The sequence below is a fragment of the Paenarthrobacter sp. TA1.8 genome (assembly GCF_048595705.1).
Lineage (GTDB): Bacteria > Actinomycetota > Actinomycetes > Actinomycetales > Micrococcaceae > Arthrobacter > Arthrobacter nitroguajacolicus.
Genome location: NZ_CP184288.1, coordinates 39,273 through 51,670, shown reverse-complemented (window position 1 = coordinate 51,670; position 12,398 = coordinate 39,273). Strand labels below are relative to the sequence as shown.

At 58.4% G+C, this 12,398-nt stretch carries 7 protein-coding genes; 6 read left to right on the top strand and 1 reads right to left on the bottom strand.

The genetic code is table 11. The features are described from left to right. Positions 1–631: 631 nt before the first annotated feature. The gene (locus ACNAOT_RS23135) at positions 632–871 is read right to left on the bottom strand and encodes a hypothetical protein (protein WP_420181225.1); all 240 of its coding nucleotides are present in this window, start codon (positions 869–871) and stop codon (positions 632–634) included. Between the two features lie 482 nt (positions 872–1,353). On the opposite strand from ACNAOT_RS23135, the gene ACNAOT_RS23130 reads away from it, so the two are divergent. The 6 genes from ACNAOT_RS23130 to ACNAOT_RS23105 all read left to right on the top strand — a co-directional run bounded on the left by ACNAOT_RS23130 (position 1,354) and on the right by ACNAOT_RS23105 (position 11,922). Further along, positions 1,354–3,405, top strand: a complete 2,052-nt coding sequence (locus ACNAOT_RS23130; protein ID WP_193594600.1) for a hydantoinase/oxoprolinase family protein — start codon at positions 1,354–1,356, stop codon at positions 3,403–3,405. 9 nt (positions 3,406–3,414) lie between these two features. Beyond that, entirely contained in the window at positions 3,415–5,088 is a 1,674-nt protein-coding gene (locus tag ACNAOT_RS23125) for a hydantoinase B/oxoprolinase family protein (RefSeq protein WP_193594601.1), read from the top strand. Between the two features lie 40 nt (positions 5,089–5,128). Next, a complete protein-coding gene (locus tag ACNAOT_RS23120; protein ID WP_193594602.1) occupies positions 5,129–5,581 on the top strand; it encodes a GAF domain-containing protein in 453 nt (150 codons plus the stop codon). A gap of 58 nt (positions 5,582–5,639) precedes the next feature. After that, positions 5,640–6,920 (top strand): metal-dependent hydrolase family protein, encoded by a 1,281-nt coding sequence (locus tag ACNAOT_RS23115; RefSeq protein WP_193594603.1) that lies wholly within the window; start codon positions 5,640–5,642, stop codon positions 6,918–6,920. A 406-nt stretch (positions 6,921–7,326) separates the two neighbouring features. Beyond that, a complete protein-coding gene (locus tag ACNAOT_RS23110) occupies positions 7,327–10,905 on the top strand; it encodes a proline dehydrogenase family protein (protein WP_193594604.1) in 3,579 nt (1,192 codons plus the stop codon). A gap of 747 nt (positions 10,906–11,652) precedes the next feature. Next, the gene (locus ACNAOT_RS23105) at positions 11,653–11,922 is read left to right on the top strand and encodes a hypothetical protein (protein ID WP_193594605.1); all 270 of its coding nucleotides are present in this window, start codon (positions 11,653–11,655) and stop codon (positions 11,920–11,922) included. The last annotated feature ends 476 nt before the right edge of the window (positions 11,923–12,398 follow it).

Sequence of the window (12,398 nt, the reverse complement as noted above, 5' to 3'; positions counted from 1 at the left end):
CGCTGTTCACATTGGCGGTTTTCACGCCCAAATTTCATCAAAATGCACTTTTGATGCGGACGGTACTAGAGTTTCGGCTGTTCAGAGCCTCGATGACATTTTTAAAACTTGTCACGCTTTCTTTCTGTAATGAGGCTGCAGCGCTGCGGAAGAGTCAAGCTCTGGTTGTTGAGACCTAAGTTTCACCCCTGATAGGGGCGGGGAGCGCCTACCCCGCCCCCCGAGTTCGATCACCCGGCATCCCCCGGAACCGTGCTTGCTGGCACGGGAGGATCCGAAAGTTAGAGGTTGGTCTCACAGGATTAGCTGCAATTGCAGCGCTGGCGGGTATCAGCAGCACTAAAGGGCCGAGCCTCGGTACCTTTTCCCTGCGCCTAGGTTCCACCCGCATTGAAGACTCCGATGCCGCCCTAAACGCTCCTGAGAAGCTGATCGGGTGACGACATATCGATCCGGAGTCGCGGCCTACAATGCCAAGCACGTTTCTCCCAAGTGCAAGTCTTTGCCGATTGATCGGGGTTGATGACCGCGCTGGCTTATGGATGGAACTTTCTGCGGGAAGCACTCACCGTTCGAGTCAGATTTCAAGCCGCTCAGCAGTTGCACTGGCTGCAGTCTCAACACGGTCTACTCATCTAATCGACAGTGGTGGACCAAGCTCCGAGACGGGCTCCGGCTGGACGGCTTCGTTCCACTCGATCTGGTGATTCTTCATCCGAGCCATCAAGCTCTCACTGAGGACTTGTATTGGAATCGCTGCATCGTTGTTTGGAACCCGCCAGCCAGTTCGGGCGCGGATTCCCGCTGCGGACACCAATTCCTTGAGGCCGTAGCCGGGTTGCGTCGCTCGGACGGATGATATTGCCTTCATTGGACTCTCCTTCCTATTCCTTCGGCGTCCAACCTTGAGAGACACCCATCCCCCTTCAATCCTCTGAAGCTTGCCGCCCTTCTTTGGACAAGGCGGCCGAGTTGTTAGGAACGCTTCGCGGCGGGAATTGATCTCAGACTACAAACCAGGCGGGCAAGGGGCTGTTCATCCAGCACATCTTGGACCTGTCATTTTTCATGGAATGCACTTTCGCCGGGAAGCTTCGGCTGTCGCTGCTGTTCAGGCCCCTTCGCTTCTAACTCTCCGCCCTCTTTGAAGTGGCCAAGTGGGTGGACTTGGTCTCCGGCGCTCGAAGTTGTCCGGGCAGCCCAACGTGACGGGGGTAACTCGGAGACCAGTTGCCGGCTAATGCAATGTGCACATCAGCGCTTGTCGGAAAAGGCAAAATGCCCAAGGTGCGGTATTGCGAGATCTGTAGCGTGATCTCCCACCAACACACCAACGCACTTTAGGAGATTTAGATGCCGAGTTACAGGGTGTCGATGGACATCGGCGGAACCTTCACGGACATTGTGGCTTACGATCAGCACGCCGGGACCTATGCGGCAACAAAAGCGTCCACGACGCCGGGAAACCTGAGTAAAGGCGTCATCGCAGGACTTGAGTCGGTAGTCGAGGACCTGTCCCACATTGAGTTCCTTGTGCACGGGACAACGCAGGGTTTGAACGCCTTCCTCGAACGCCGTGGCGTTCCTGTCCTGCTCCTCACGACGGCGGGTATTGAAGACACGTATCACATTGCCCGTGGGCACCGTCTCGAACTCTACAACGCACAGTACCGCAAGCCTCTCCCCCTGATTCCGCGTAAGGACGTAACGGGTGTCGCCGGCAGGTTGGATAGTCAAGGCCATGAGCTCATTCCCCTTGATGAGGTGGCGGTTCGGCGAGTAGCACGGCGCGCAGCAGAGGAAGGCTATGGGGCAGTTGCCGTTGCTTTCCTGTTCAGCTACAAGAACCCGTCGCACGAACTTCGGGCGCAGGAAATTTTGCTTGAGGAGCTTGGTGAAGATTTCACCGTCTCACTCTCCCACCAAGCAGCGAAGGAATGGCGTGAGTACGAGCGGACTTCCTCCGCCGTTGTTGAGGCTTACACCGGGCCAGTGGTTCGCAATTACCTTTTGGACCTGGAGGAGAAGCTTGCCGATCGGGGACTGGAAGCACCACTGCACATCATGCAGTCCTCCGGCGGTGTGCTTACCGCTGAATCTGCGCGTAAGCGCCCCCTTCAAACTTTGCTTTCCGGGCCGGTGGGCGGCGCCATGGGCGACGTCGAACTGGCTACCATTTCCGGAAACCGCAATCTGATCGGCGTGGACATGGGCGGGACGTCCTTCGACGTATCCCTAGTTGTTGATGGCAAACCTGACATTTCCACGGAAGCGCATCTCGAAGGCCTTCCGATGCTAATGAGCGTCGTCAACATCCACACCGTTGGAGCAGGTGGCGGCTCCATCGCTTGGCTCGAAGCAGGAGGTTTGCGGGTCGGTCCGCATTCAGCCGGCGCCACGCCAGGACCTGCCTGCTACGGCCGGGGAGGGACACAGCCCACAGTCACTGACGCGAATCTAGCGCTAGGCCGCGTTGATCCTGACTGGTTCGCAGGCGGACAGGTCGCTTTGGACCGGGAAGCCGCCATTCAGGCACTGAAAACAGTCGGTGACCAACTCGGCTTGGATCCAATTGCGATGGCGGAAGGTATCTGCGACGTCGCCAACTCACAAATGGCGCAAGCTATTCGGACAATCACCATCTCCCGTGGAATTGAACCGCGTGACTTCGCCCTCGTGGCTTTCGGAGGGGCGGGCCCGATGCACGCGGTCTTCCTCGCGAAGGAATTGGGCATACCGGAGACAGTTGTTCCTCGATTCCCTGGTGCTTTCTCGGCATGGGGCATGCTTCAAACCAACATCCGAAAGGACTTCTCGGAGCCCTACTTCTCCCTGGACGAAGACATCGACTTGTCCGACATGGCCAACGTTCTGCGCTCCATGGAAAGCGAAGGCCTGTCCTCATTGATCTCCGAAGGAGTGTCGGAAGAGAACCGCGCCACCACTGCATCCGTTGATGTTCGGTACCAGTCGCAGGAGTTCACGCTGAATGTTCCCCTGACATCGGTCCACGAGCCGGAGTCTCCAGGTTTCATTGAAAATCTTAATGCCCGCTTTTCCGCGATGTACCACGAACGCTACGGCCATTCCAGCCCTGGCGCTCCCATTGAAGTTGTCACCTTGCGGACTCAGGCCACGGGTGACTTAGGCCACCTAGAAGCTCCCCGCTACGAGGCAGCCACGAGTGCCGAGTTCAAGCATGAAATCCGCAAGGTGGTATTCGATCAAGTCGAGCACGACACCATCGTGGTCCGGCGTGACGACCTTGGCGCGGGGCACACCTTCCAAGGACCCGCCATCATCGTGGAGGGAACCGCCACTACCGTGGTTCCTCCAGGATTCAACGTCAAAGTCGATGAGTTCGGCTCCTTGATCATTCGCATTGAAGACGTCGAAGAGAACTGAGGTAAAAAGATGACAACCACAGCAGTCAAAACCCTTGATCCGGTGACCGTTGAAATCATCCGCAATGCGCTGACCAGCGCTGCTGAAGACATGAACGCCACGCTAATTCGCTCCGCTTACTCACCGATTCTTTACGAGGGCGGGGACTGTGTCGTTGCCCTTTTGGATACAGAACATCGCGTCCTTGGACAATCTGCAGGCCTACCGTTGTTCTTGGGCAATCTTGAGACCTGCTCCATTACGGTGGAAGAGCTTTACGGCCGCGCCGTCTGGCAGGAGGGTGATATCTGGATCCTTAATGACTCCTACCTTGGAGGCACTCACCTCAATGATGTGACTCTTTTCGCACCGATCTTTGCGGATGGAGCTGTGGTCGGTTTCGCGGCCACGCGTGCTCACTGGATGGACATGGGGTCCAAGGACGTCGGCGGGTCCATGGACTCGACGGATATCTTCCAGGAGGGCTTCAGGATGGGGCCTGTCAAGCTCGTTGAGGCTGGAGTCGAAACTTCTGTTGTAGACCTCATCCGTACCAATGTACGTTTCCCGTACCAAACCATCGGTGACATGCAAGCCATGATCGCAGCCCTCAGGATGGGGAGCATCCGCATGAAGGAGCTGGTGGACCGCTACGGAATGGGACAACTCAATGAAGCCCGCGACGAGATCTTCCGGCAAACGGAAGAAATCGAGCGCGCAACAGTTCAAAATATTCCGGACGGAGTCTATGAAGCCGAAGGCTTCCTAGATAACGACGGCATCAACATGGACACCCCGATTCCGATCAAACTTCGCGTCACTGTGGCCGGCGACACAATCGACTTCGATGTGACTGGATCGGCCGACCAGGCTGCAGGCCCGGTCAATTGTGGCGCTGCTCAGGCAGTCTCGGCGCTCCGTGTGGGCTATAAGATTATTGTTAGCCCCGACTCCAACTCCAACGGGGGATCATTCCGTCCTTTGACCACCCAGGTGCGGTCCGGCTCGGTGCTCGGTGCTGTCGCGCCTGCTCCTTGCCAGTGGTACTTCTCCCACCTGGGGTTGCTGATCGACCTCGTCTCCAAGGCCTTGGCGCCAGCGGTGCCTGAACGTGTGGCCAGCGCCAGCCATGGTGATTCAATGATCATCACCACTGCAGGCTTTGACCCCCGATTCGGTCGCAATTTTGTCACTCTGGAGGCCACTCTGGGAGGCTGGGGCGCATGGCAGGGTTCAGATGGGGAGTCTGCCCTTATTAATAACGTAAACGGTTCCCTCAAGGACCTGCCCATTGAAATGCTGGAAACCCGATACCCGTTCCGCATCAATGAGTACTCCATCAGGCCCAATTCCGGCGGCCCGGGGCAGTACCGCGGCGGTAATGGGGTTATTCGTGAGTACGAGTTCTTGTCCGACTGCGTTGTGAGCCTCTGGTTTGAACGGTCAAAGACTCCGGCATGGGGTCTCTTTGGTGGGTCGGAGGCTCAGGGGCCGGAAGTCATCATCAATCCCGGACGCAGTGATGAAGTCCGCACGCTCAAGGCGAATGCCCACAAGGTGAAGGCAGGAGACGTTGTCCGACTCGCTGTTGGAGGAGGCGGTGGCTTCGGAGATGTTGCCGATCGATCCCGTGAAGACATCGCCTACGACGTACTGAACGGCTACATCACCGAGGACTTTGCCAAGACACACTACGGCTACTGACCCCATCCACGGGGTAGATGCCCAGGAAAGAGAAGACTCCATGAGTTCTCAGTTCGAATCCTTTGACGACGTGCGCCTTACAGCACAAACACAGATCGGGGCCACGCTCTTCACCGCTTCTGCCGTTTCCAGGGACGGTAACAGCATGGTCCGGGTTTACACCACGCACCCGCATGAATACCCGGTGGGCGGTACGAAGACGCTTGTCGGCGACATGAGCCCTATCTGGGAGAAAACCGTACTAGCGGGCCAACAGCCCTTTCTTGGCGCCGACAAGGAAGCGGTTCGGGCATGCTTCTCAGACTCCGCTCTCATCGAGTCGCTGGGCTGCGGGTCGATCGTCAATGTTCCGGTTGTCAGCAACGGTCAAACTGTTGGTTCCATGAATTTCCTAGCACCAGAGGGTAGCTACGACGAGAAGTCCGTTGAAACCGCCCTGGACATAGCACGGCGGTCCGTCAGCCTCTTCGAAGCCTTGACCAACGCGATTTAGTTCCACCGCGGGTGGCCCCATAGTGGGGTCACCCGCGGACAAACAGAAGGGAGCGAACATGAAGACTTATCAAAACCTGACGATACGGAATGCACTAATCTTCGACGGCGAATCCGTTGACCTGATTCATGGCTCTGTAAGCATCCGTGATGGAGTGATTACCGCTATAGGGCCGGCAGTGGAAGACAGTGACGGGACGGTCTTTGACGCAGGCGGACGAACAATAATTCCGGGACTCATCGATGCACATTTTCATGCCTACGCAATTAGTTTGACTACGGCCAAGAACGAGACCGGTCCACTAAGCTTTTCCGCGCTCTCCGGGGCAAAGCGCCTGGGCGCCGCGCTCCAGCGTGGCTTTACCTCAGTGCGTGATGTGGCCGGCGGTGATATTGGCCTCGCCACTGCCATCGAGGAGGGTCTTCACCCTGGTCCCCGGTACTTCTTCACGGGGCCGGCTTTAAGCCAGACCGGCGGCCATGGTGACGTAAGGGCGGCAAATGATGGAACATGCTTCCACGGAGGACATACGTGCGAAGTCGTGGATGGCGCCGATAACCTAGTGCGCGCCGTGAGACACCGGTTCCGTACAGGCGCTTCCGCTATAAAGATCATGGCCTCCGGAGGGGTCATCACACCTGTAGATCCAATCAGGGTCCCGCAGTACAGCGCGGCAGAGATCCGCGCTGTGACTGATGAAACTGCGCGCCGAGGCAGTTACGCCACGGCTCACGCATATTCACCCGAGGCAATCCGTCATTCCGTAATGAACGGCGTAACTTGCATTGAACACGGAAATCTACTGGACGCGGAAACTGCGCAATTTATGGCCGACAACAATGTCTATCTAGTCCCGACCTTAGTCACCTACGACGCCATGGAGCGACGGGGCAAAGAAGTCGGACTCACTGAAGTGGGGGCGGCAAAAAATCGGGAGGTGCTGGCAGCCGGCAAGAATGCTGTAACGCTGGCTCGGAAGGCAGGGGTTCGAATTGGATTCGGAACAGATTTGATGGGCGAACTCGAAAATGAGCAGCTGGCTGGACTGCGGCTGCAGGTCGAAGTGCTCGGCGTATACGACGCCCTGAAGTCTGCAACGTCAACAAATGCTTCCTTGCTTCGCCGAGACGACCTAGGACGGCTCGGCGAAGGGACCCGGGCGGACTTAGTAGTGCTCGATGGGAACCCCTTCCACGAGCCCTCCGTCTTATGGGACGAAAACAGGGCACGTACCGTCATAAAGGACGGGCAAATCTTCTCCCTGGGACCACTACAGCTTGCAGCTGAAAGTCGACCAGGCGTAGCGGCAGCTGATTGGCCTGAGAAGGTAGAAAGCTAGATATTTCGGCATCCGGGCTATGGTCTTGCCCCATCCCCTCGATGATAGGGACCGTCTTCAGATGCTCCGACGTAGGTTCGCAACCTGAAGGCCAACCGGGATGCCGGACCTAGTTACAGCGGGAGTCGACCGTCGACCCGGTGGTGCCACCCAGAGTTCGCCTGACCTCCTGGCCCCGTCCGATTTTGCAAGTCAGGGGCGTCATGAGGACTTCGTCGTCGCATGTGGTTGTTCAAGCCTCGGCATTCTTCGTCGCAACAAGGACATTAATCGGTGCCACGCCCGCAATCCGTGTAAACGGTAAATGGGCACAAACGACAAAAACTATTTTCCGCGCTCGACTGAGAAATCATTCCGGACACATCTGCCCGCTGAGCGCCAAATAATAATTCTGAGGAGTACATCCATGACTAATACAGCCGGGATCGGTGCCAGGCTGGTTCAGCCTGGTGATTTGGCCGAGGAGGCCGTGGCATTGGTTCGCCGGTGGCTGGCTGAGGGGGCGAAGGTTCCGATTGATGCAGCTGCTGCACAGTTGGCCGGCGTTCTGAAGGACCCCCAGGGCTTGGATTTTACCGTCGGTTTCGTGGACGGCGTGATCCGCCCGGAGGACAAAGCCGTCGCAGCGAAAAACCTGAAGCTCCTGGCCCCGAAAGTCCCCTCCTTCCTGCCCTGGTACATGAAGTCCGCCGTCGCCCTTGGCGGGTCCGTCGCACCGGTCGTGCCAGGTGTGGTGATCCCGGTCGCCCGCAAGGTCCTTCGCGAAATGGTCAGCCACCTGATCGTGGATGCAACCGAGGACAAGCTCGGCCGATCTATTGCCAAGATCAAGAAGGACGGCATCCAGCTGAACGTGAACCTGCTCGGTGAGGCCATTCTCGGTGAGGGCGAAGCCTCCCGCAGGCTTGAGGGAACCAGGAAGCTCCTGGCCCGCCCGGACGTCGACTACGTCTCGATCAAGGTCTCCTCCACCGTGGCCCCGCACAATCACTGGGCCTTTGACGAAGCCGTCGGCCATATCGTGGAAAAGCTCGCCCCGCTGTACCAACTCGCGGCTTCGTCCTCTCCTCGGAAGTTCATCAACCTGGACATGGAGGAATACAAAGATCTCGACCTGACCATCGCGGTCTTCACCCGCCTGCTCGAGATGCCCGAGTTCCGCACTCTTGAAGCCGGCATCGTCCTGCAGGCCTACCTTCCCGACGCGCTGGGCGCCATGATCAGGCTGCAGGAGTGGGCAGCGGCCCGCACCGCAAACGGCGGCGCTCCGATCAAGGTCCGCGTTGTCAAGGGGGCAAACCTTCCGATGGAACTGGTGGATGCAGACCTGCACGGCTGGCCGCTGGCGACCTGGGGCACCAAGCAGGACTCCGACACCTCCTACAAAGCAGTGATCGACTACTCCCTGACACCCGAACGCATCCGAAACGTCCGGATCGGTGTCGCTGGGCACAACCTGTTCGACGTCGCCCTCGCCCACCTGCTGGGCAAGGCCCGCGGAATCACCTCTGGCATCGAATTTGAAATGCTCCTCGGCATGGCAACCGGACAGGCTGAAGCAGTCAAGCGCGACGTCGGATCCCTGCTGCTTTACACCCCCGTCGTGCACCCGTCCGAGTTCGACGTCGCCATCGCCTACCTGATCCGGCGCCTCGAAGAAGGCGCAAGCCAGGAAAACTTCATGTCTGCGGTCTTCGAACTGGACAAGAACGAAGCCCTGTTCGAACGCGAGAAGCAGCGATTCCTCGCCTCCCTGACCGCACTGACCGACACGGTTCCCGGACCCAACAGGGTTCAGGACCGGACCAGTTTTGACACCGAGGCAGCCTTGACGGAGGCAATGTCGAGGGCAGCCCTTGGAGCCGGAGGAAGCGGTTACGGCGGTCCAACGATGAGTTTCGCCAACACCCCCGACACTGACCCTGACCTACCAGCAAACCGTGCGTGGGGCAGGGCCATTCTCAACCGCGTCCCGTTCTCAGTCCTCGGTGAAGAAACCGCTCAAGCCTTCGATCTGGACACCAAAGCAGAGCTTGAAGCGATCGTCGAAACGGCCGTTGCTCATGGCAGAACCTGGGGTGCCATGACCGGGGCCGAACGTGCTGCTGTCCTCCACCGGGCGGGTGTCCGCCTTGAAGCACACAGGGCAGACCTGCTGGAAGTCATGGCCTCAGAATGCGGCAAAACGCTCGACCAGGGCGACCCGGAAGTCTCTGAAGCGATCGACTTCGCTCACTACTACGCCGAACTGGCCAAGGAACTGGACAACGTCGACGGTGCAGAGTTCATCCCCTCGAAGCTCACTGTCGTCACTCCGCCATGGAACTTCCCCGTCGCCATCCCGGCCGGTTCGGTCCTTGCCGCCCTTGCGGCCGGTTCCGCCGTCATCATCAAGCCCGCCCGGCAGGCACGCCGCAGCGGGGCCGTCATGGTCGAAGCCCTCTGGGAAGCCTTCGACGAAGCAGGGATTGGCCGGGAGGTCCTGCAATATGTGCAGCTGGGCAAGCGCGAGCTCGGGACTGCATTGGTGTCCCACCCCTCAGTGGACCGGCTCATCCTCACCGGCGGGTACGAAACAGCCGAACTGTTCCGGTCCTTCCGCAAGGATTTGCCTCTACTCGCCGAGACCAGCGGCAAAAACGCCATCATCGTCACCCCCAGCGCGGATCTGGACCTCGCTGCTCGAGATGTCGTGCAGTCCGCGTTCGGGCACGCCGGGCAGAAATGCTCGGCAGCCTCGCTGGTCATCCTCGTCGGCTCGGTCGCAACGTCTCGCCGCTTCAACCAACAGTTGATTGACGCAGCCCGGTCCCTGAAAGTCGGCTACCCAGCTGACCCCCAAACCCAAATGGGACCGGTTATCGAACCGGCCAACGGTAAGCTCCTCGGCGGACTCACCACCCTGGGCCCGGGAGAGCATTGGGTCCTTCAACCGCAGAAACTCGATGACAGCGGGAAACTCTGGAGTCCCGGCGTCCGGGCAGGCGTTAAGCGCGGTAGCGAATACCACAAGACCGAATACTTCGGACCCATCCTTGGCGTCATGACCGCCGCCACCCTGGAAGAAGCCGTCAGTATCGTCAATGATATCGACTACGGCCTCACATCCGGGCTGCACTCCCTGAACCCCAAGGAGCTGAGGTACTGGCTGGACAACATACAGGCAGGAAACCTCTACATCAACCGTGGCATCACCGGTGCGATCGTGCGGCGCCAGCCCTTCGGCGGGTGGAAGAAATCAGCGGTAGGAGCTGGAACGAAGGCCGGCGGACCAAACTACCTAGTAGGGCTCGGAGAATGGAAGGACGCCGCCATCAAGGCGACCCCACAGGGTGAGCTATCGGCCCCGGCACGGCAACTCATAGAAGCAGCTGCCGACCTCGCCAGTGCCCAATTCGTCACCGCCGATGACGTAGCCTGGCTCGATTCAGCTTTGAGGTCGGACGCAGAGACCTGGACCATGGAGTTCGGTGTCGCCCGGGACGCTTCAGGACTCCGGGCCGAACGCAACATCTTCCGCTACCGTCCACTACCCGTCACGATCCGGTACGAGGAGGCAACATCCGGACACGGGTTGGCTGAGCTGTTGCGCGTCGTCTCAGCAGGCATAACAGCATGGAACGGGCGTCCCGAGCTCAACGCCCTCACGGTCAGTACCCTCGAGCCGCTCCCCGAGTCCGCTGCAAGAATTCTGAGGGGCCACGGGGTCCTTACGGTGGTGGAGAACTCCGCAGGGTGGGCCTCCCGCGTTAAGCTCTACGCAAGTAAGACAGGACAGGAATCGGGAGTACGCATCCGCCTGATCGGTGGCCCCTCCCTCGAAACAGCCGAAGCCGCCAACGGCAAACCCGACATCGCCATCTACGCCAACAACGTCGTTGCCGCCGGCCGGGTCGAACTGCTGACCTTCCTGCAGGAACAGGCAATCTCCATCACAGCGCACCGATTCGGCACTCCTAACGACCTCTCGACCGCCATCATCTAGACAGGAACCAAAGCAAGAGCTGGGTCCATAGCCACAATGGGGAAATGGACCCGGCTCTGGAACCAACGACGGGCCTAACGCAAACGAAGTTTCTCGGAAAAGTCTTAAGCGGCAACCGGCTTTCGAATCAGCCGATCGCGACCTGGGAACCGAATTGATTCCAGTGCAGGAGCTATTTCTGTAGGCGCCGCATGAACCACCAATAAAAACCCCCGTATTCGGTGTATAGAAGACCAAGTCATCAGTAATGAAGAAACGTATCCCCCGCAAGCAGGTGGTCGGCAAAACGCCCAAGGACCGAAAAGCCAAAACCGGTGAACATTGCCCTCTAACTGGATGGTGGGCAACTTATCTCGCCGGTTCGGACGGATCCGGTCGCTTTGTCGCCGAAGGAAATATTATGCCCGCAGCCGAGGGCAGGTCTGTCACTTGGATCTTGATCGCGAGTGAGTCCGGCCCACGTCCACCAAGACATGCCCTCCCTATAGTAGGAGCCTCAATTGACAGTCACTAGCCGCCCAGCTTCTCAAAGCGGCTTTCGCATGCCGCGACGCGTACTTGAGTTTGACACCGTCCCTGGCAGGTCGACCGTCCCTCTCCCTAGGACAGGACAGACACCAGATGAGCTCCCCCCTGTCTTCGACGGCTGTGATGTTGGCTGCCACTTCTGCGAAGGTCCCGAAACCGACTAGTCGTAGTCACTTCTAGCTCACCATACGTGCTTCTCTGAACGACGAAAGAACAACCTTGAAGTCCTACCGATGCGATGACTGGAGCTACCTCGTCGGCGCGAATGTCGAGATCCACAAAGACGGAAACTTGGTCCGTTCCGGAATCGTCGATTCCGTGATGCCGGACAACACCATCCTCTGGTTGGCCGCCGATCACAACGGCAATCGGGCACTCTTCGAATTAGCAGAAGGATTTGAGGTCTGGGCTGACCCTCAAGACGTCCCCAACGAACTCTACTCGGCCATGCTTTCCCAACAACCCCCAACATCAAAGGTGCCTTACTAAGACAACCTTGAACGGGCGGCCCAACCCTACTTTCAAATAGACGACTCTAACTGCAGTGAGTGGGACGGCTAAAAGAAAGGTCGCTGGCAACGCACGACGTCGCACTAGAGCCCACTGAAGAACTCTCTGGAGCACCGCCAAAATAAGGCGGATCATCAAGACCTGAGAGACTAAGGGCGAGCCGGAGCTTCGCGAGGAAAATCAAAAGGACAAAATGAATTCTATGACTAAACGAAGAGGGCAGTGCGCTGGTGTAGATATAGGCTCCCATAGTCTCTCTCCTAAAGCGACCGAGCCTCTCCGCGGGAAAGGAGCGTAGTCATTCTAGGGATGATGTACCCCTGTGGCATTCCGCATCCCGGCGAGGTCTTCCAGGACGCAGCATCTGATCGGCAGAGCTTAGACCTCATCTTTTATGACCCAATCCCGTCCATTGGAAGTGAAAAGCGTACTTCGAAGCACATTCGGCGATGCGG

Bases quoted from the DNA above. Each gene is read 5' to 3' on its own strand.
- ACNAOT_RS23120 (WP_193594602.1), top strand. From the start codon at position 5,129: ATGAGTTCTCAGTTCGAATCCTTTGACGACGTGCGCCTTACAGCACAA.
- ACNAOT_RS23130 (WP_193594600.1), top strand. From the start codon at position 1,354: ATGCCGAGTTACAGGGTGTCGATGGACATCGGCGGAACCTTCACGGAC.
- ACNAOT_RS23135 (WP_420181225.1), bottom strand. From the start codon at position 871: ATGAAGGCAATATCATCCGTCCGAGCGACGCAACCCGGCTACGGCCTC.
- ACNAOT_RS23125 (WP_193594601.1), top strand. From the start codon at position 3,415: ATGACAACCACAGCAGTCAAAACCCTTGATCCGGTGACCGTTGAAATC.
- ACNAOT_RS23115 (WP_193594603.1), top strand. From the start codon at position 5,640: ATGAAGACTTATCAAAACCTGACGATACGGAATGCACTAATCTTCGAC.
- ACNAOT_RS23110 (WP_193594604.1), top strand. From the start codon at position 7,327: ATGACTAATACAGCCGGGATCGGTGCCAGGCTGGTTCAGCCTGGTGAT.